The organism is Photobacterium rosenbergii (assembly GCF_003026455.1).
In the GTDB taxonomy this organism is placed as follows: domain Bacteria; phylum Pseudomonadota; class Gammaproteobacteria; order Enterobacterales; family Vibrionaceae; genus Photobacterium; species Photobacterium rosenbergii.
Map to the genome: position 1 here is coordinate 41,017 of NZ_PYMB01000016.1, position 18,917 is coordinate 59,933.

At 44.1% G+C, this 18,917-nt stretch carries 19 protein-coding genes; 10 read left to right on the plus strand and 9 right to left on the minus strand.

The genetic code is table 11. The features are described 5' to 3' along the window. From C9J01_RS21440 to C9J01_RS21450, 3 genes are all read right to left on the minus strand, one after another. Positions 1–1,953 carry a DUF1800 family protein gene (locus tag C9J01_RS21440; protein ID WP_107300184.1) on the minus strand — a complete coding sequence of 651 codons (1,953 nt, stop codon included), beginning with the start codon at positions 1,951–1,953 and terminating at the stop codon, positions 1–3. A gap of 362 nt (positions 1,954–2,315) precedes the next feature. Continuing rightward, a complete protein-coding gene (locus tag C9J01_RS21445) occupies positions 2,316–3,095 on the minus strand; it encodes a GGDEF domain-containing protein (RefSeq protein ID WP_107300185.1) in 780 nt (259 codons plus the stop codon). A gap of 158 nt (positions 3,096–3,253) precedes the next feature. Continuing rightward, on the minus strand, positions 3,254–4,132 hold the full coding sequence (locus C9J01_RS21450) for a LysR substrate-binding domain-containing protein (RefSeq protein ID WP_107300186.1): 879 nt from the start codon (positions 4,130–4,132) through the stop codon (positions 3,254–3,256). A gap of 102 nt (positions 4,133–4,234) precedes the next feature. Between C9J01_RS21450 and C9J01_RS21455 the strand changes: the two genes are divergently transcribed. From C9J01_RS21455 to C9J01_RS21475, 5 genes are all read left to right on the plus strand, one after another. Next, positions 4,235–4,540: a putative quinol monooxygenase gene (locus tag C9J01_RS21455; RefSeq protein ID WP_107300187.1), complete on the plus strand. Its 306-nt coding sequence runs from the start codon at positions 4,235–4,237 to the stop codon at positions 4,538–4,540. Further along, positions 4,540–5,553 (plus strand): Gfo/Idh/MocA family protein, encoded by a 1,014-nt coding sequence (locus tag C9J01_RS21460; protein WP_107300188.1) that lies wholly within the window; start codon positions 4,540–4,542, stop codon positions 5,551–5,553. Before C9J01_RS21455 ends, C9J01_RS21460 begins: the two co-directional genes overlap by 1 nt. Before the next feature lie 145 nt (positions 5,554–5,698). Further along, complete coding sequence (locus C9J01_RS21465; protein WP_107300189.1) at positions 5,699–6,646, plus strand: VirK/YbjX family protein; 948 nt, start codon at positions 5,699–5,701, stop codon at positions 6,644–6,646. A gap of 122 nt (positions 6,647–6,768) precedes the next feature. Continuing rightward, positions 6,769–7,374, plus strand: coding sequence for a glutathione S-transferase family protein (locus C9J01_RS21470; protein ID WP_201797857.1), 606 nt, complete (start codon positions 6,769–6,771; stop codon positions 7,372–7,374). A gap of 56 nt (positions 7,375–7,430) precedes the next feature. After that, positions 7,431–7,850, plus strand: a complete 420-nt coding sequence (locus C9J01_RS21475) for a GNAT family N-acetyltransferase (RefSeq protein ID WP_107300191.1) — start codon at positions 7,431–7,433, stop codon at positions 7,848–7,850. Positions 7,851–7,911: 61 nt separating this feature from the next. Here C9J01_RS21475 and C9J01_RS21480 read toward each other — a convergent pair whose 3' ends face one another. Beyond that, positions 7,912–8,199 (minus strand): hypothetical protein, encoded by a 288-nt coding sequence (locus C9J01_RS21480; protein WP_107300192.1) that lies wholly within the window; start codon positions 8,197–8,199, stop codon positions 7,912–7,914. Positions 8,200–8,595: 396 nt separating this feature from the next. Here C9J01_RS21480 and C9J01_RS21485 point away from each other — a divergent pair, with 396 nt between their 5' ends. Continuing rightward, positions 8,596–9,234 (plus strand): hypothetical protein, encoded by a 639-nt coding sequence (locus C9J01_RS21485; RefSeq protein ID WP_107300193.1) that lies wholly within the window; start codon positions 8,596–8,598, stop codon positions 9,232–9,234. Positions 9,235–9,314: 80 nt separating this feature from the next. Here the strand turns inward: C9J01_RS21485 and C9J01_RS21490 are convergent, their stop codons facing one another. The 3 genes from C9J01_RS21490 to C9J01_RS21500 form a co-directional block, all read right to left on the minus strand. After that, positions 9,315–10,106: an oligogalacturonate-specific porin KdgM family protein gene (locus C9J01_RS21490; protein WP_107300194.1), complete on the minus strand. Its 792-nt coding sequence runs from the start codon at positions 10,104–10,106 to the stop codon at positions 9,315–9,317. Positions 10,107–10,370: 264 nt separating this feature from the next. Beyond that, positions 10,371–11,501 carry an OmpP1/FadL family transporter gene (locus C9J01_RS21495; RefSeq protein ID WP_107300195.1) on the minus strand — a complete coding sequence of 377 codons (1,131 nt, stop codon included), beginning with the start codon at positions 11,499–11,501 and terminating at the stop codon, positions 10,371–10,373. Between the two features lie 105 nt (positions 11,502–11,606). Next, a complete protein-coding gene (locus C9J01_RS21500; RefSeq protein WP_107300196.1) occupies positions 11,607–12,362 on the minus strand; it encodes a hypothetical protein in 756 nt (251 codons plus the stop codon). Between the two features lie 372 nt (positions 12,363–12,734). Between C9J01_RS21500 and C9J01_RS21505 the strand changes: the two genes are divergently transcribed. The 4 genes from C9J01_RS21505 (at position 12,735) to C9J01_RS21520 (ending at position 15,555) form a co-directional block, all read left to right on the plus strand. Further along, positions 12,735–13,589 carry a LysR family transcriptional regulator gene (locus C9J01_RS21505; protein ID WP_107300197.1) on the plus strand — a complete coding sequence of 285 codons (855 nt, stop codon included), beginning with the start codon at positions 12,735–12,737 and terminating at the stop codon, positions 13,587–13,589. 60 nt (positions 13,590–13,649) lie between these two features. Then, the gene (locus tag C9J01_RS21510; protein ID WP_107300198.1) at positions 13,650–14,354 is read left to right on the plus strand and encodes a hypothetical protein; all 705 of its coding nucleotides are present in this window, start codon (positions 13,650–13,652) and stop codon (positions 14,352–14,354) included. Between the two features lie 168 nt (positions 14,355–14,522). Continuing rightward, positions 14,523–15,164, plus strand: coding sequence for a Crp/Fnr family transcriptional regulator (locus C9J01_RS21515; protein ID WP_146157106.1), 642 nt, complete (start codon positions 14,523–14,525; stop codon positions 15,162–15,164). A gap of 61 nt (positions 15,165–15,225) precedes the next feature. Further along, the gene (locus C9J01_RS21520; RefSeq protein WP_419687541.1) at positions 15,226–15,555 is read left to right on the plus strand and encodes a PTS sugar transporter subunit IIB; all 330 of its coding nucleotides are present in this window, start codon (positions 15,226–15,228) and stop codon (positions 15,553–15,555) included. A gap of 58 nt (positions 15,556–15,613) precedes the next feature. Here the strand turns inward: C9J01_RS21520 and C9J01_RS21525 are convergent, their stop codons facing one another. Continuing rightward, the gene (locus C9J01_RS21525) at positions 15,614–17,296 is read right to left on the minus strand and encodes an alkaline phosphatase family protein (protein ID WP_107300200.1); all 1,683 of its coding nucleotides are present in this window, start codon (positions 17,294–17,296) and stop codon (positions 15,614–15,616) included. Positions 17,297–17,367: 71 nt separating this feature from the next. After that, complete coding sequence (locus C9J01_RS21530; RefSeq protein WP_158264584.1) at positions 17,368–18,819, minus strand: DUF1254 domain-containing protein; 1,452 nt, start codon at positions 18,817–18,819, stop codon at positions 17,368–17,370. Positions 18,820–18,917: the final 98 nt, after the last annotated feature.

Genomic DNA, 18,917 nt, shown 5'->3' on the forward strand with positions numbered 1-18,917 from the left:
TTACTCCTGAATCTGGAATTCGGGGGACATGGCAGCCATCCAGAACACCTTGTACATGTTGTCATGGTTACCCTTTGGCATATCGTCGTAGACGTCACCGAGTCGTTGCTCAAGTTGGGGGCTGAGCGAGCCATCAAATAGGGTATCGGCCAGCAAAGCGAGGAAGTTGGCTTTGTCGTCAGTGGTCCACAGACCGGTAAAGGTTGAGTAATCAAGGAACAAACGGTTATCTGCTAAACCTGCGACATCCCCAGTCAGAGTGTTGTCGTCTTTAAGCTTGCGGAATACCAGATTGGACAAATGGGGGATTTCGGCTGAAGTGTATAGGGCGAACTCTGGGCCAATTAATCCGTTGTCTTCCAGCGGGCCGCTAGGCGCAAAGTTGGCTGGGAAAAAATTGAACACTGACGGAGCTGACAGTGGCCCTTGTGAAAAGCGATGGCCCTCTGGTGAGTATTGCGCATCATAACCATAGCCCAGTGAAGTATCACGATGGTGCGGATAGCTGTCACCCATCTGGCTACCAAACGCACGGTAGAGTGCTGTCATGGTGATAATAGGCTCACGCGCTTTGGAAACGGTGATTGGGTTTGACTCATAGGGCTGGGGATCGGTGAGTATTGCGGTTACCACAGCGGCTAAATCGCCCTGAGTTTGGTTGAAAGTACGGGCAACGCGCTCAACATAGTGTTTGTCAGGGTTTGAGGTAACAAGTTGTTTTATAAGGTGAGTACTGACAAATACTGCGGTTTCACGCCTGCTAACGAGGATATCGAGTAATCTTTCCAGCTCTTCTTTAGCTGTCTCATTACCTGGGAAACTACGGCCTAGAATACGCTTTGGCTCTGAATCATGATTACTGGCGGTGACGACCATAGGGCTGAGTAAGCCATTGTCTTCATCCCAACCAGTGAACAATCTTGCTAACTCCAAAACATCTTCTTCGGTATAGGCAGGAATAGGTTGCTGGGTTTCCTTGTCTTTTCTTATCACGCCTTTGTAGTTGACCTTCCATTCGCCCAGCGAGAACAGCTGCAATAACTCTCGGGCGTAGTTTTCATCGGGATATTGGTTATTTTCTGGATCAGGCGGTAAGTTACCAGCCATGGTTAGAAAGCGTCCCATTGCAGGCGAGTAGGTAACATCGCGGATCAAGTCTTTGTAATTGCCAAAGGCATGTTCGACGAGGATATCGTAGTAAATGGCGAGGCCTTTGGCCCTGTCATCACCAGATAGGCCCGCGTCATTTTGCGATACAACGACTAACTGACTGAGTGCGAAGGCGACTCGTTGGCGGAGTTGGTCTTCACTGTTGAGGGCGATTCCCCACCAGGCGTTACTCCGATAGTTGCGGTGCTCTTGGCTACTGCCGTTTTCACTCGCACGAATTTCTTGGATTCGGAGGTATTCTTCCAGATGGTAAGACGGAGATATTGCAAGTTGTGCTTCGACCCATTGCTCGGGAGTGAGGCCAACTGTGGCGTTGATGTCTGTCAGTGTTGGGCCGAAGGTGCCTCGTTCAAGCAAACGCGAGGCATTGTGGAAATCCAATACCAATGGTGTGTCTATACGCTCGAAACTTAGGCTGTAATCCGAGGATGCTGCCCAAAGCACATTGTCTGTTTTGGATTTGATGGGAACAATCGTACCATCTGTTTGTAGTTGGCCAACCACAACCTCAGTACTGTTCGTATTTACACACTGGCCAATACGGTAAGGCCATTGTGCTGCTCGGTTGTGACTACGTTTAGTAATTTGGCACTCAAAGGTTTCTACTGGAGTGTTACTATTTAAAACAGTAACTTCAACGGTGTATGGAAAGTAGGTGTAATTAACGGCTTTTTGAACGCTACCATTGTCAATCAAATCAACAGCGTATGCATAGGTGGCAATAATTTGAGAGAGTAGTATTACGATAGCTTTTTTCAAAAAACAGAGGTTTTTGAAAAACATCGAGTTCACTCCAAAGTTAATTGACTGATTTAATGATTTGTTTGAATTAAAATATATTTGATAATTAAGTGTCTGGTTTATAGTAATTCCTTTTATTACCCTTCCTTGATATTTGTTTGAAATAGATAAATGAATGGTAGCAAACAAATACAGTTTGTATATAAAATCGGGCAGGATATTCCCATTCAAAATATTTCGTTTTAAGAATTTGTGAACCTAAGCCAAGGATGGTTTGAAATTGATATAAATATATTTTATTTACTTGAATCAAAGCGGCTTAACAACTAACTGGGTGCTATTTATTTGACGCTCTGATGGTTATTTGGCAATCACTCTACTATGAATGCTGAGCTGAAGCGTATTTAAGTTTGAGGGTGTTTAAGATGTTTCATTCGATACAACTCTTCGTCGGAGCAGTTTATAGCTTCGCGTAAGTTTCGCCTATCACTATTTGGGGCAATACCGTAGCTGTAAGAAATATTGAGAGCAGATAAAGTCGTCTTAATTTCAGCTAGGTAAGGCTTAGCTCTATATGGTAGGAGGATTGCAATGAATTCATCGCCACCAAATCGGATAATCATTTCGTTTCGTTGGGTATGTTGTTTCAACCCTTGGCTAAATAGAACAAGTACACTGTCACCAAATTTATGGCCGTGTTCATCATTGAGTTTTTTAAAGTTATCCAGATCAAAAAATATCAGATCAAATTTCTTGAGTGAAATGCTTCCAAGCGCCTTTCTATTGAACACACCCGTCAGGTCATCAATACTCTGGCTACATTCGTATTTTGTGATGATCTTTTTTATGGCGAGTGCTAGCAAGCCAATACCAATCAAGATACACCCGTCATCAAGAAAGAGAGCGATGGGGGAAGGAATAGCATCAACAATTTTATCTAATGGGGTAATTTGTTCGATCATGTGATAGATATTTTCGATACCGATAAACATCATTCCGATCAGCGCTTTTTTTTCTTTTTTGAAAACTGGGTAAGCACACACAGAGATGGAAATGATGGAAAGTAAGATCAAGTACTCGATTGCAAATTCAGCTTTGGAAAAGAAAAATGACTCATCAATTTTCATGACGAGCATCAGAAATACCAACCCTGTGCAGATGACTGTCGATACGGCCTTAACCATTGAAAACCACCTTTTCCTTCATACAGTTAATATGCCCTATAGTGCATTTATACTCTATAAGTATCTGTTTTGCATGATTCGTGTCAAAAAAATGACACAAAGGCTCGCACTAAAGATAGATGGCTTTCCCAAGGCGTTAATGGGATCACTGATTGTCTTTATATATTGGATGAGTGCCCAAGAAAGAAGTCGATGAAAGTTCTGACTTTTAGTGGTTGTGATTTCCCTTTGTACAACATGTGAATCGGTTTTGAAGCCGGGCGACAAGGTACAAGGCATTCCTTGAGTAGCCCGAGTTCTAGCTCTTTTTCCAGCAGGATACCGGGCTGCAAAATGATCCCTGCATGGCGCAAAGCTGCAGCCTTGAGTACGTCGCCGCTGTTGCTGCTGAGTCTTGATTGCTGGCGACTGAAATAATGCGCCTCTTGTTCTCGCTGCTGGGGCAGGATATCTCCATAGTGAAACCCCAAACATTGATGATGGCTTAGCTCTGTAAAATCTTGAGGTGTCCCGAAGCGATCCAGATAGGTGAGGGAAGCACAGAAAATCAACTGGTATTCGCCAACCTTTCTTGCGACCAGGCTAGAGTCATCTAATTCGCCAATACGAAAGACGAGATCGTATCGGTCGTGCAGTGGGTCGATACGGTTATTATCGAGGATCAGCTCAACGTTGATATGAGGGTGCTGTTCAATGAACTGAGCGAGCAGCGGAGCAATGACGGTGTTGCCGTAGGTAACAGGCGCATTGATCTTAATCGTACCCATTGGGGTGTTAGTTAAGGTCTGCAAGTTCTCTTCAGCTTCTTTGATATCACTGAGGATCCGTTGGCATTCATGGAAATAAACTTCACCCGCTTCGGTGAGTGACTGCCTGCGTGTCGTCCGGTTCAGTAGCTTGGTTCCCAGGCTCTGCTCTAACGTCTTGATGTGCTTACCGACCATGGTAGAGGTAACATTAAAGTGGGCGGCGGCTTTAGCTAGACTTCCTCGCTCCACTACGTCGACAAAGACCTGCATGCTTTTTAGTTTATCCATATTACAAACTATAAGTTGATAAATAGCGGAATGGATCGTTGTTTATCAAGTTATAGATGTCAATTAAATTGATGCCGTATTGAGTATTAACGGGTTGATAAGATGTTTGAACAAGGGTTATTTATTACAGCAGCGCTAAGAGTAAACGAAGGGATTTCGCTAGAAGAGGCAAAAGTCGCCGTTGCGCAGTTTTGCCGAGATATGAATAGTGAGCCTGGCTGCTCTATGGCGGTGGCCATGCAGGACTCAAAAGATCCTTGCCGTTTTATTTTCTGGGAGCGTTATAACGATCAGGCAGCTTTTGATGCCCATTTTCAAGCCAAGCACACCCAAGATTTTATCGCCCTAGGCTATACCCTGTTAGAGCAAGCATTTGAAGCCCATTTGATGGAAGTAGGAGCGGAGTAATGAGTCAGGTTAATCACAAAGTGAATCGGGAGGTTAAGCAGTGGGGTATTCTCGGTACTAGCTTTATCTCAGGTGTCATGGCTGCTGCAATTCGCCAAGATGGCCAGAGCAAGATTTATGCTGTGGCAGGTCGTAGTCCTGAACCGCGAGATGCATTGGCACAGCAGTATGACATTCCAGTTCAACATGAAAGCTATGATGCATTAATTGCCGATCCCGAGGTGGATATTGTCTACATTGCACTACCTAATCACCTTCATCATGAGTACGTGATTAAGGCTGCTCAGGCCGGCAAGGCAATTTTATGCGAAAAGTCACTGTCGGTGGATATGGAAAAAACGGATGCCGCCCTCGCTGCAGTTGCACAAAATCAGGTCTTTTTTGCCGAAGGGTTGATGTACCTGAACCACCCATTTACAGCCAAAATCCTTGAGGTGATTAAGTCAGGGAAAATCGGCGAACTTCGATCAATTCAAGGCCAATATACCGCCGCTATTTCGCAATTTGTTAATCCTGACAGTAAAGGGGCACTTTATAATCTGGGGTGCTACCCGGTGTCACTCCTACATCTTATCATCGAGCAATGCTGTGGATGTGAAGCTTTGGAGAGTTACACTTTGTCAGCGATGGGACGCCGTGGTCAAGATGGCAACATCTGCGAAGCACAAGCCAACTTCCAATTTGGCAACGGCCTTATGGCGCAACTCCATACTGCTGAAGATTATGGCTTGCATGCTGAGTTCACCATTTTGGGCTCTACTGGCAGTTTACAGATAACAAGTAATCCTTGGCTGCCTGAGGCTAAAAACCAATTAACGGTTACCCAATATGAGCAAACACCAGAAGTGATTGATGTGGAAGCCGAGGGTGATGGCTTTTTATATCAGGTCAAATCTGTGCTTAACGCTCTTGGCAACAACGATGCTCACTTAGGGCGACCAGCAGCAAGGCCTGAAGATTCAAGACAGATCATGAAGTTACTGACAGATTGGGAAGCTGCGGTTACTGCGTGATGTTTCTTATTGCCCGGAATGACTTATAGGATGATGTATTCGTTCTGGCGTACAATTCCATACATTGTAACCAATCATCTCGACAGAAAACTAAACTCTTCAATTGTACACTGTTTGTAATTTTGTTTTCTTGTGTGGTTAAACTGTGCCTTCTCCTACCTCTCACTTTGATTATTTGCGTCGTCTTCCTAAACTAGCTAATACGGTTTATCCGAACAGCCGGGGCTTTAGAAAGATTAAGAAAAATGCGCGCTTTTGCTTGTGGGGGGTATTAAATGCCGATGCAGTACAAGCGATGTCAGAAGTCTTTGCTCATCCTGAACTTGCACCTGTGTTGAAGAAAAACCCGAAGATTTTCGAAAAGCCGCTTAAACCCTATCTGTGTGTTAATTGGACTCGGAAAGAGAAGATTGCTCGTATCCGAGAGCATTACTTGTTTATCAAAGACACCTTTGGTAGCCAGACACAGCGGGTACTTTCTACAAGCGGTGTTACTATTCTTGAGTTCACCGATAACCAGGAAGTGGGTTACAAAGTGCAGCTTTGTCAAGGAATGAGCCGTGAGGGGGCACTTGGACTGTATCTGGTTGACGAAAATAACCGCAATATCTATTCACTGACCTGCCATATTGCAACAGGTGATAAGAAGACTCTTTATGTCGGGGCTTTGCAAGGACCAAAAGAAGAGGTAGCCGACAGAAACCAGGTGATCAAAACTCTAACTCGTTCGCTGCATGGTTTACGTACCAAAGCTTTGATGGCTGAATTGGTGCTGATAGTTGCCAATGTGCTAGGGATGGATGAGGTGAGGGGGGTGTCCAACAAAGGACACATTTATCAAGCATTGCGTTATGTGGGATCAAAGCGCAAAGCGGTGACTTTTGATTACGACGATTTGTGGCAAGAATACGGTGCAAGTAAAGAGAGTACTTATTTCTATCAACTGCCGCTGCAACCACCTAGAAAAGACCCTTCTAGCTTGAAGAAAACCAAGCGCCGTTTATATACCAAACGTTACCAATGGTTGGATGAAATTCGCAGTGATGTAGAAGCGAATATTCAGGCGTTGATGAAAACTACCGTTAATTTGTAGTGCTATATATTCTTGTCGCAAACCCTATCAGACATTGTCTCTGTTTTGTAATGCTGTGGGTTGTGACAAGGTATGGATTTTATTAACGTAGTTGTTTAATAAATCGCCAAAAGGAGATGGCTATGGCACTACGGGTATATGGTGATATCCAATCAGGTAACTGCTACAAAGTAAAATTGTTGCTCTCACTGTTAGGGACTCATCACGAATGGCAGCATGTTGATATTCTTGCAGGTGAATCCCAAACGCCTGCCTTTTTGCAAATCAACCCGAACGGAAAAATTCCAACAGTGCAGTTGGAAGATGGCCGCTTCTTGGCTGAATCAAATGCTATATTGACGTTTTTTGCCGAAGATACCCCACTTCTACCGCAAGATAAATACCAGAAAGCCAAGGTGATGGAGTGGTTGTTCTTTGAGCAATATAGCCACGAACCTTTCATCGCTGTTGCTAGGTTTATCCAAAAGTATCAGGGCTTACCAGAAGAGCGAAAGGCGGAATATGACTCGCTTCAAACAGGTGGGCATAAGGCACTGAAAGTCATGGAGAAGCAACTATCTAACTCTCCTTATCTAGTTGGAGAGAGCCTGAGTATTGCTGATATTGCTTTGTATGCTTATACCCATGTGGCTCATGAAGGTGGATTTTTCATACAGCAATACCCTCACATACAAGCATGGATAGAAAAAATAGCCCAACATCCCCGTTATGTCGGTATGTTGTCATAATCGGTAAGTAAAATAGCACGCTGTTTTTAGCTTTAGTGGATTAGATGTGGGGAAGCATGGAAGTCATTCTAGCAACAACGAATGAAGAAGTAGTTGAAATTGCGCCGATCATGCAGCAACTCCGGCCAAAGTATGAACTGGAGCAATTGATTGGCCTTATAAACCAACAGCGCAAAAACGGTTATCAACTGGTTTATGTCCAAGATGACGATACCATTTTATGTGTGGCGGGTTTTGTTACCGGCCATAAACTGGGGTGGGGGAATTATCTGTACATTGATGACCTGGTCACTGATGAAGCTCAACGCTCATCGGGAGCCGGGAAATACTTGATAGAGTGGTTCAAGGATTACGCCCATATCAACCAGATAGAGCAAATTCACCTCGATTCAGGCGTTCACCGATATGGCGCGCACAAGTTCTACCTGAAGGAAGACTTTGTGATTTCCAGCCATCATTTTGCCTGCCAGTGCTAAATCATAATCAGCTCAGATAACTGAGCTGATTATATACGGTTTCCTTCGAGCCATTCCCAAATCATGCATGCTCAACGCAGCAGCAGTTGCTGGCCGCAGTGATCTCGTCAATAAGTAAAATGGAGGCGGAACGCTGATCTTCAGCAGAGATATAATCGATAGACAAGACTTCGAGCAAATCTTTCAGCAGGAAGCTCAGGTGTGAAATTGTCTTGTCCTCGTCCTTGTAGGGTTCAAGGTCGATGATCAGCTTTTCGACATCATTGGCAATCGCATTGGAGGTGTCATTTTTCCAGTGTGATTTTTTTATTTTATCAACAATGTTGAAAATGGATTGGCATTTGTTCATTGCTCGTTTGTCCTTGGCATTGCTGCTAATGATTTAAATAAAAATTCAAGGTTGCGCCATTGTTAGGGTGGTGTTTTTTTATTGTTCTTAACGCTTCCTTTGACCTTAGGCCTAGCAGGGATTTTACCAAGCAACTAGCACGGAAAACCAGTAGGTTTGGCCATAATTTTCTATAGGTTTAACCGCATTCTTTTGCCATAAATAAGCACTGTATCCGTATTACTTTATCTATCATTGAGTTAGTCGTGCTATGCCTTTCGAAGAATTAGATATTAGGTATTTCACCTTATATCTAACGCGATAGAAATGACTGGAAATAGGTTTGACATAAAACCTATTTCCAAGGTAAGCTTTAAAAATACAGTATGGTCAGTTTAAAAAGCCTGGGGCAGAACGATGGATAACAAAGCAAAACAGCAGCTAGGGCAGATCATGGTCGAGCAAGATAAGTTGCTGGCTATTTTGTCGAGTAATCCAAGCGCACTAGATGAATACCCTGAACTTCAACGTCATGTGACGGATAAAAATGGTAATGCCATTGCTTATCGCCGGGCAATTCGTAATAAGCAATTTTCCAAGGACCAGTATAGAGAAGCGATATTGGAGCGGATTGACGATATTAGCTTTGACATGTGCTCACAGCTTGATTTGGACTTTCTCGTAAACCGTGTAGCCAATAAGGTTGGCGATGATATAGAGGCAATTAAAGCACTTTCCATTAAGGATTTTGGGGCTGACACTTTGTCTAAACTACTACATATGCTGGGTAACACTGTATATGGCGCTCAGGAAACCAAAGTCTCTTATCCGTGGATGAGCCTCAAAGGGCAGGCGAACCCGACTTTTTGGAAGAATGCCCATAAGGCATTTGATTTGATGCAAGAGGGGTACTCGACCCACTGGAAGCTTAATTCGGTGTTTCAAGACAGGTTTGATATCGCCGTTCCCCAGTCTTTTCCCCGTTTTGTCCGTGCTTTTGGTAACCCACGAGATATCCCTGAATGGCGGGAGTGGGCTGGGTATAAAGAGGCGTGATGAATGATTAGTTATTGCGAAAAAACAAGAGGCAGCCAATGGCTGCCTCTTTGCTTAGGCAAGTGCTTGGTAGGTGTAACTTAGAAGTTAAAATTTACACCTACAGAGAACACGTTATCGACGGCCTTCTTACCCAATCCTTTGATTTCGGCATCGCCCTTGTAAGTGTACATGGCGTATGGGTGAATGCTGTCAAAGCCGATAAACTTAGCTTTCAACTCCACTTCACTTTGGTTGCCTTCCAGTTTTCCGTTAGCTTTATCTTTAATGTCTGATGTGTAATTTGCATCGAATTTAGAATCTCCCCGCTTGTAGATGTAGTTTGCGGATAGATCCATCATATCGGCAACGACATAACCGACGGTTAAATCCATACGGTGGATGTTGTTATCTTCCTTGATGTCAAGGTTATGAGCTGTGTTTTTGAAGTTAAGCTTACGCTCAGCCATCTCATAACGGTAACGAGCTGCTGTGTATAGCCCGTTATCAAACTGGTAACCGGTTTTCAGGCCAAACTTAGCCGTGTTGCTAATACGCTGGCTGGCGTTAACTTTGTCACCGTCAGGGGTAGTGAATTGGCCATTTGAGCGGCTACGAGAACCTGAAGGCACGGTTAGTTCAAATTGTGGTTGGATATACCATGCATCAGTGATATCGAAGTTGTAGTCGATGCGCATGTTGGATTCTTTGTGGCGCTTTAAATTGCCTTCAGTGACGAATTCAACACCACCACTGAAACCCAAGCCGATATCATGATAGATAGAGAATTTGCTCTCGTCATCGTTGCCATGCTCAATGTTGTAGCTGGTGGTTGCCATTGCAGTGGCAGAGAAAAGAGAAGAAACAACTGCAGCTAAAACTAACTTTTTCATTATTAAAACCTATTTTGTATTAGAGAAATACAATCCATCGTCAGGTTTTGTTATCCATTAACAGTTTGATGAACTTGGTGAACGGTCGTGTTCATCAGCGGGGACAGAATAGGGAAAAAGGTTTTTTTAATGTAATTGAATGGCGTTTGAAATAATTGAAATAAACGTAGGTTTAATATAAAAACCGAGGCAGGAGCCTCGGTTTAGTACTTTTTTTTGCAGCAAGGAGATTAAGGCGAACTAGCCTTTAGGAATAAGCTCTGCTTAGTATGCATAGCTTAGGCTGAGGATATGCAGCCTTTGGTCGTCAACTCTTCCGGTAAAGCCATTGTCATAGCTAACATCATGCTCACCGAGATCTCGGTATTGATAGGCTAGGCCGATTCGGTGACCGTTGGAGCGGGTCTTTTCAGCACCAATGCCCACTGCCCAGTTTTTACCGACGGCAAGCTCAGGTGATACCGCCGAGCTTTTCTGCAGGGTTGAGTCGTAACGCACACCTGCTTGGTATTCCCAGTTGTTCTGGTTATAGCTCAGAGCCGTACCTAAGCTGTAAACATCTTTTAGATCGCCGTCTTGGTCAAAATCAGACCAGAACTCTACACCTGTCATCGCTTTGATAGCGAGCTTGTCATTGATTTGGTGGTGAAGGCCGAGATCTAATCGAGCCGGCCAAATGATGTCATTGGCCACCGTTGTCTTCATGCTTCCTGCCGTGACGTCGATTTTATCTCCACGGTGGTCCACGCGGTGCTTGTAGTTGGCTGCAATATAAGTGCTGTCTGAGATATCAAACATACCGGAAAGGATAAAACTGGCAGCGGTTGAGTTTGCTTCGCCCTCTATGGTGATGTCACCAATAGATGCGTCCAGTGACGTCATAAGGTGCTGTACAACCAAAGCTCCACCAAGGGACAAGCGGCTATTGACCTGGTAACCCGCTGCAAGGTGCACGTTAACTGCCTCCTGCGACATAGCGTCGAATAAATTTAGGCCAGACAAGCCGTTGGTATAGTCCATGCCAAGTCCACCGTCGGCATGTAATGATGCGCCTAATACCCAACTATCATTAACGCGTTTGGCATAGGCTAGGCTAGGGGCTAGAGCTTTATTTTCACCCGATGCATGGAGGTCTCTCCCCATAAAGCCGGTACCATTGTGCTCGGAGTAGGCATCGATATATTGCAGGCCTACAGAGAAGCTTGAATCTTCAATGGCTGTCAAACCCGCTGGGCTGGTGATCGCTGCACTAGCATCGTTTCGATTTGTTGAATTGGCAACACCTGCAGAAGAGACACTATCAAAGGTGGCAACTTCATGAAGTAATATACCGCCGGCCATGACGCTGGAAGAAAATACGGATGTAAGAATTAAAGCTAAAGCCTGTTTTTTCATAATAAAGCTCGAAGTTATATAGATAGCTTGTGTTATTTGCATCAAATGGAAAATTGAGATAGCCAATAGCTAAAACGCCACCCTTGGGCAGCGTTTGAATATTGATTAGATTTGGTAGTTGAACTCTATCCGGTGGTCGCCATCTTTGAAGTCGGTGTATTCTGTCCAGTTGGCAAAGTAGCGTACGTTGAAGCGCGGATTGAACTGGTAAGAAGCTGCAAACTCATGGGCGAAAACATTTGAGTTACCTTCACCGTATGCGTTGTCTTTGTAGGTATCAGAGCCAGATAAGGTGGTCATCCACATTGGGTTGTAGTTAAGCCAGATCTTATCGTTAATAGTGAACTTACCGTAGGTACCGATAACCGCAAAGGTACCCGGTACTGAGTAGCCACTGGTTTCAGTAAAGACACTGTTGTTGCCAAATGCCGCGCCTGCACCAGCAAGCGGGAATAGCTGGACAGGGCCAAGAGCTGGAAGCGCCTGAATAAAGCTGTAGGAAATGTTACCGGATTCGGTGTTGAAGTCGTAAGTAACATCAAGCTGGTTACCGCGACCGTTGGTTAAATCAACACCGAAATTACGGAAACGGATGCTATCGATACTGTCATTGGCACCGCTATCCCAGCCAAGGCTGTCGCCCAGTGCACCTTTGAACTCGAGTACATTCATGCCAGCCGTGGTAGGGTTGCCGGTGTCATAGGTTTGACCGAGTTTGATGTTCAAACCTTTATCGGTATAGCCTGCACCAACTTGGGTAAATACCGCAAGTGGATCAGACATATCTTGAATCTCGTCATCGGAGTGTGCAGTAAAGCTGACTGCAGTTAGCACGGCTGCAGAAATAAGTATTTTATTCATAATATTTTTCTAAATAGGTACAACAATGAAGTGAGGTAAAAGTACCATTTAGGAAAAAATAGAGTTGCACTGTAAGTGCAGGCTATTTAGTAGGTTTGTAATAATGTGTGATTTTTTAAATAGATATAATTGGAAAAATATTATTTAAATTATTATGGTTTTTGGGTTTATAGATGAATGAATGTTTTATAATTAAATTTAATGTAATAAAAGATTGCTGTGCACTCACAGTGCATTGGTGTTGGTCATTTTCAATTATGATGTAAGCAATATTTGTAGCTTAAGTGCTAGCACTATTTGGCGTTTATTTTTCAGTTCCATTATTGAATGATCTAGCTGTTGTTAGGTAAGAGATATTGTTAGGTAAGAGATATGATTGATTTGAATCTTGTACGGGTGTTTGTTGCAGTATACCGTCACTCTTCCTATACCCTTGCAGCGCGCGAGTTGAATTTATCTCAACCGGCTGTCAGCCAGGCAATACGCCGTTTTGAAAGCAGTCTCAATACCTTATTGTTTGTAAACGAAGGCCGCCGACCTTCGCCAACCCCATATGCCACACGGCTAATCAGGCACCTTGGTTTAGCCGTAGATTCAATCGATGGCGTATTGGCGCAAAAGCGTGAAGTTTGTGCTTATGTCAACGAAGCCTATTTTCATTTATTCAGTGATATTGAGTATTTGATAATGCGGCAACAGCCTCGGGTTCAGAAACAGATGCTCGAAGACCTTCAAGCAAACAAAATAGAATTACTGCTAGATACTGTTGCGCATCTTGATAGCAATTTCATTGTTGAAGAGCTTATATCGCAACCAATGGTTGTGGTATGTCGCCAAGCCCACCCGAGGGTATGCGAAAATACTCTCACAAAGGAGCTGTTCTACAGTGAGGAGCATGTTGTTTTACAGCTTTGCTCCGAAAAGCGTCAAATCTTGGAATCTTTCGCTAAAGAGCCTGTAGGTACATTTAAAGACAAACTCGAAGTAAGCAGTGTTGCTAGTCTCTTAATGAGTGTTTCGCGCAGTAATTGCTTGGGTATTGTGAATGCTGCCGTTGCCAAAGAATGGGCGGATATACTTCGCCTGCAGGTTTTGCCTTTGCCTATTGCCGCCGAGCCTGTTCCATTGCAGATGATTTACCATCAGCGCTATGCACTGGATCCTCATCATAAAATGATTCGCAATGAGATCCGTCATCGAATCAGTCGTAGCGTTCAGCCGCTTTAATTACTAATTATCAGATAATGAAAATTAGTACCTGAAAATTTATATTTAAGAATCAATACCATGCAACTTACTAATAAGCGCCTTATTGTTCCTGTGATTATCTCAGGAGCACTGTCTTTAACAAGCGTAAAAGGGGTAAATGCTGATGAAAAACACCATGAAGACCCGACGAGGATTGTGACAAAACTTGGGGTTGGTTACTCAGATGTTGCCTCGGTTTCTGGATCATTAGGGTTGGATGAAGCCCGGATGATCAATGCACGAGTGAATGAAGAAGGTGAATGGCGTTTAGGCGGTTCTTGGCTATTTGATATCGGGATTATTAACTTTAATTTCAGTCGCACTGATTATGACGATGGTGGTCATAAGAATAATTACAGTGTCGGTACCTATGTTCCCTTGAGCTATTTTGGTATCGAACCTGCTGGTTGGATGGTATTCCCAACGGCTGGCTATAGCTATAATGATGGTGAACTGGCTCAGCCTGCTGATGATGGCAGTGATGAATATGTCATGATGCGCAGTCAAAACCATGCAGGCTATATCGGTATGTTCGGTGTACGCCCTTTTGAAGGGACGAAATGGAGCATGATTGGTTTGATGGGAGTAGGCGCTGGCTCTGGCGGCTATTCCAGTTATTGGGGCGGTGCTGGATTGAGCTATAAGTTGAACGATAAGGCTTCATTCAACATGTTCGGTATTTTGTCCGAAGATGACTTTGGTACCAATAATAAACTTGGTGGCTCTTTCACATATCAATTCTAATGAATAGTTATTGAATACCTGCTGGTGACATTTAATTACCTATAGGTGTGCTATCGCATAAGGTATACTTATAGTTCGTATAACCTCAGTGTTATATATCTACGTCGTTCTAATGATTAAAATTTTCTCGGAATTTTAATCTTGCTCCAAGTATTGGCGAACGACATCATGAATATCATTGAAATATTGAAAAGTAAATATGGTATCGATGATGAGTTAGCAACACACCTTCTCGAAATGGGAACGGTTAAGAAATTGAAAAAAGGAGATTTTCTTTATTATCAGGATGAGCGAGCTAACTTTATCACCATACCAATTTCTGGAACTTTAAGTTTTTCTCCTACCTGTGAGGACAGCGGAAGTATACAGTACAACTTGATTACCCCTGGTATCATCGTTAATGAGGTTTCTTTCCTTGTCGGCGGGGGGATCTTGACGGAAGTTAAGGCTGTCATTGATTGTTGCGTTATTCAATTGCCTTATACTGCTGCAGAACTACTGATGGGGAAATCCCCAAGCTTCTTAAGAATGCTGTCAATTTCTCTAGCTAAGAAGCAGCGAGCTACGTTGGCTCTTTTCAACCTAAGGGGAGAAAAAGATGCCAAAGGTAAAATCAAAAAAGCGTTGCATGTGATCAGTGAAGCGACACCTGATGGGTTAATTCCTGTTAACATTATCACTTTAGCGTCCCTACTTTGCGTTTCAAGAAATACAGTGGGGCGAGAGATAAAGCGGTTTATTGATAATGGAGAGATTATCAAAATTCAGGAAGGCTACCGCTTTGTAAATAGTGTTCAGAAAGTAGCGTAGGCTATTTATTTACCTCAAATGTAACCCAGCAAATGCTGGGTTTTTTCGGATTAAACAAAACATGAAAAATGCATATATTTTAAAAGTGAAAACAAAGCTAAAACAGTTATTGAAAGCCTTGACTTCAATTAACCCTAATACTGAGCATGAAGTTGATGAAATTATTCAAGCTATAGGCAGTATGGAGAACATTTGTGAAACAGGAGCCTGTGCGACACGACTAAGGTTACGATTAAAGTCGACATCTGTTGTTGATAAAAAAAGGTTAACGACCCTAGGAGCACATGGGGTGGTGGTTTTGGATAACGAACATATCCAAATTATCTTTGGCCTGAAGGCAAATATGTATTCCCAGATTATCGAGTCGCGTCTTCTGGATAAATCTAGTTAATTCAATAGCGTTATGAATGAAACAGGAGAGCATGGCTCTCCTGTAGTAAGCATTTAAATTAATCTACAAATACTTCTTCCAGCACATTTCCTGTCGAACCTGAAGGGAACGGAATAGACAGCAGTGCCGAAAGGGTCGGTGCAACATCATAAGGCGTCACTTCACGGTATACATTGCGTGGCTTAATGTTCATGCCAGCAAAAATGATCGGTACATGGGTATCATAACGCCATGGTGAGCCGTGCATGGAGGCAATCACTAAGCCATCGTCGCTGTTAATATAGCTCCTTGGCTCAAAAGTAATATGAATGTCGCCGGAGCGGGTTGGGTTGAAGTTGTTAATGACTCGCTTAGCGATATAGTCTGATGCCAGGCTATTTTCGGTGATATCAACAGCAGTAATAGCACGATAAACTTTGTCATTGCTATCAAGTTGCTGGGCGATGAAGCGTTGTACCTTGGCGATATCAAGTTTGTTTTTCTTAATAAAGTCGTGATCAAGATAGATGTAAGGGTGGAAGTACTGGCTGATTAGTTGCTCGCGAGAAGCGTTAAACTCGTCATTCAATTTTTTATCCAAGTCTTCAGCAAACAGATCATCTGCACTGACATAACCAACTTGTCTAAGCCCTAGTTGCTGCGAGTAGGGTGAGACCTCTGGTACGCCATGATCTGAAGATAACACAATAAGGGTTTTGTCTAGACCAACATGCTTATCGACATGCTGGAACAAGTCTGCAAGTAATTGATCCAGGCGAATGAGGTTGTCTTCCGTCTCATGGCTTGATGGGCCATTGATATGGATAACATAGTCATTTGAGGAGAAGCTAATTGACAGGTAGTCGGTGGCATCACCTTTGCCAAGGCGCTCTTGAGAAAGCAACTCAGATGCAAAGTTTGCCGTCAATGCATCGCCTGCAGGGCCAAGTGTTAGCATCGTATTAAAGTATGGATAGCTCGCTGGGCCATACGGGTATGGGAAGCTGCGTTTGAATGTTGCTAGGCTAGTTTTTTGCTCACTATTGCTGTCAGGCAAGGTATAAGAGTCGATCGGCAACACTCGATCCCAGCTTTTGCCTGAAAAGGCGCTGACATGTTCACCCTCATTCCACTTTGTTACCCAATCTGGGTAACTGTCATAGTAATAATCGCTGGTAACGAATGTGCCTGCGGATTTAGAAAACCAAAATGCCTTGCCAGTTTTGCCCGCCATTGAGACTGCGCCGCGGTCTTTGACAGATACACTGAAGACCTTGGATAGTCCGTTGGTAGCAAGGGTTAACTCATCGCTGAAGGTACTGACGAGAAAGTTGTTCGGGGTTCTGCCGCTGCTTTGCGCCAGAGCCATGGTTTGGTCCACTTCGGTATCTTTGTCGACATCCGCATTTTCCGTCAAGATGCTGTATTCGCTATCTTCGATGTTGTACACCAAGCGTCCGTCAGCCCTGTCAAACCAAACGTTTCCGACCATACCGTGAACCGCGGGTGTTGTGCCGGTTGCTAATGACGCGTGCCCAACAATGGTTTCGGTATTGGCGTGTTGGTAATGGGCGTTTTTGTATACGGTACCTTGCTTGAGAAGATAGTTAAACCCGTTATCGGAGAAGTTGTGGGCATAGCGTTCAAGTAGATCACCACGCAGGCCATCTACGGTTATTTGCAGCACAAGGTTTGGGGTAGCTGTTTCTGCAAAGGCGGAAAAGGCTGTAAGTAGAGTAAGTGCAGTAATTGTCTTTTTCATATCTTCGTTATTGTCCTTAAAAAAAACCTGCCAGTTGGCAGGTTTTTTATATTCGCGAGGAGAGGGGAATATTATTTCTCTACCTTGAACATTTCAGGCAGAACAAACTCACCGTCTACTACTTCTTGTTTTGGCTCATACATGCGAATCTGAAGCATGAAGTCATCGTTTGGTGCTGGTAGCCAGTTAGCCAGGTGCTTCGCATCAGTTGGTTTGTCGTGGCCGATGTATACGGTCAGTGAACCATCTTCGTTGTAAATTAGGTCTTCTGTTACAGTGCCAATTTTGTAGCGGTCGATTTTGTTTTCAACCATGAAGCGGTCTTGCGCATCGTACATGGTTACAGACCAGAAGCCGCCCAAGTGGCTGTTAATTGCCATGTCTGCTGGGAAGGTGATGGTGTAACCATTTTCACCATTTAGCATTTCACCATTGCTATCAACGTAGCGTTTCGGGTACATGGCACGCTCTGGCGAGTTAAGGCCAATCGAGTTCATGTTTACCGCTGCGCGAAGCAGGTAATCAGTGCCGTAGCGGCCTGCATCGTATTCCCAGTTCCAGCCATTTACTGGTACGCCAGTATTTACAGCTGCATCACGAACAATGGCAAAGCCATCAGCAAAGGCTGCTTGCAGTGCCGCTTTACGTGCTTCGCTTAGGTTTTCAGTACCACCGTTACCAATACCGATGTAGGCGAAAGTATCAACCAGCTCTTTGTCTTTCTCTAGCGGGTTTTCAGCCAGCACTTTGTCCAGGCGGTCAAACCATTCAAGACCTGCTGGGAAGTTAACCGTCGGCGCACCTGCAGATTCTTTAGGCTCTGGTTGAGGTTGTGTGTTCGGGTAGTCTGAAAGCTTGGTTAGGCGGAACTGCTTCTGAACTTCGCGTGCAGCTGCTTCATCAGCAAGGTTTTCTACACCAAGGCGACCTGCCATCCAGATATAGCGGGTGTCAGAGTAGTAAACCGGTAGGCCTTCAGGGAGTTCGCCTTCATAACCTTTTTTCGCCAGAATGAAGTCGCCGCCATCGTTGCCAACCGTTGCGTTGCTTAAGTCAACAACCGCTTCTGTGTACATATCGATGATTTGCGCCATCCAGTAACGGTTGTCTGTGACTTCTGGCACGGTAAGTACAATTGGCTGCTCTTCAAGGTCGCCCCACATCTGTAGGTATAGCGTATCGTTGTTTGGTGTCGTGTAAGAGCGGTCACGGTAATCCCACAGGCGTGTAATTGGCCCCAGTTCGTTCAATGGTGCCTGGCCGTTGCTGATCGGTGCGTCTACAGAGGTTTGTAGCTCAAGCGCAACATCCATCATTACCGGTGCCCAGCCGTAAACGGCAGCCTGTACGCCAAGCGCATAGGCATAGTTGTATTCTGCTTGTTCACGGTCTGTGAAGCTACTCGCAGCTTGTGGTTCTGGCGTAGATGTTTGTGAGTTAGCCATAGTTGCTTGAGAACAGCCGCTTAGGGTAAAGCTTGCAGCCAAAGCAATAGCAACCGTCTTTTTCATTAGTTTGTTCATTGTCATTCCACCACCCGTCTAGGTATATGAAGAAATACAGTTTTGTTGTTGGTTGTATTACACCGTTAAATAGCGTGGTGAACCATGAGGTGGGGGTT

Excerpts from the sequence above, each read along its gene's own strand:
- C9J01_RS21440 (WP_107300184.1), bottom strand. The coding sequence starts at position 1,953 with ATGTTTTTCAAAAACCTCTGTTTTTTGAAAAAAGCTATCGTAATACTA.
- C9J01_RS21445 (WP_107300185.1), bottom strand. The coding sequence starts at position 3,095 with ATGGTTAAGGCCGTATCGACAGTCATCTGCACAGGGTTGGTATTTCTG.
- C9J01_RS21450 (WP_107300186.1), bottom strand. The coding sequence starts at position 4,132 with ATGGATAAACTAAAAAGCATGCAGGTCTTTGTCGACGTAGTGGAGCGA.
- C9J01_RS21455 (WP_107300187.1), top strand. The coding sequence starts at position 4,235 with ATGTTTGAACAAGGGTTATTTATTACAGCAGCGCTAAGAGTAAACGAA.
- C9J01_RS21460 (WP_107300188.1), top strand. The coding sequence starts at position 4,540 with ATGAGTCAGGTTAATCACAAAGTGAATCGGGAGGTTAAGCAGTGGGGT.
- C9J01_RS21470 (WP_201797857.1), top strand. The coding sequence starts at position 6,769 with ATGGCACTACGGGTATATGGTGATATCCAATCAGGTAACTGCTACAAA.
- C9J01_RS21475 (WP_107300191.1), top strand. The coding sequence starts at position 7,431 with ATGGAAGTCATTCTAGCAACAACGAATGAAGAAGTAGTTGAAATTGCG.
- C9J01_RS21480 (WP_107300192.1), bottom strand. The coding sequence starts at position 8,199 with ATGAACAAATGCCAATCCATTTTCAACATTGTTGATAAAATAAAAAAA.
- C9J01_RS21485 (WP_107300193.1), top strand. The coding sequence starts at position 8,596 with ATGGATAACAAAGCAAAACAGCAGCTAGGGCAGATCATGGTCGAGCAA.
- C9J01_RS21490 (WP_107300194.1), bottom strand. The coding sequence starts at position 10,106 with ATGAAAAAGTTAGTTTTAGCTGCAGTTGTTTCTTCTCTTTTCTCTGCC.
- C9J01_RS21495 (WP_107300195.1), bottom strand. The coding sequence starts at position 11,501 with ATGAAAAAACAGGCTTTAGCTTTAATTCTTACATCCGTATTTTCTTCC.
- C9J01_RS21500 (WP_107300196.1), bottom strand. The coding sequence starts at position 12,362 with ATGAATAAAATACTTATTTCTGCAGCCGTGCTAACTGCAGTCAGCTTT.
- C9J01_RS21505 (WP_107300197.1), top strand. The coding sequence starts at position 12,735 with ATGATTGATTTGAATCTTGTACGGGTGTTTGTTGCAGTATACCGTCAC.
- C9J01_RS21510 (WP_107300198.1), top strand. The coding sequence starts at position 13,650 with ATGCAACTTACTAATAAGCGCCTTATTGTTCCTGTGATTATCTCAGGA.
- C9J01_RS21515 (WP_146157106.1), top strand. The coding sequence starts at position 14,523 with ATGAATATCATTGAAATATTGAAAAGTAAATATGGTATCGATGATGAG.
- C9J01_RS21520 (WP_419687541.1), top strand. The coding sequence starts at position 15,226 with ATGAAAAATGCATATATTTTAAAAGTGAAAACAAAGCTAAAACAGTTA.
- C9J01_RS21525 (WP_107300200.1), bottom strand. The coding sequence starts at position 17,296 with ATGAAAAAGACAATTACTGCACTTACTCTACTTACAGCCTTTTCCGCC.
- C9J01_RS21530 (WP_158264584.1), bottom strand. The coding sequence starts at position 18,819 with ATGAACAAACTAATGAAAAAGACGGTTGCTATTGCTTTGGCTGCAAGC.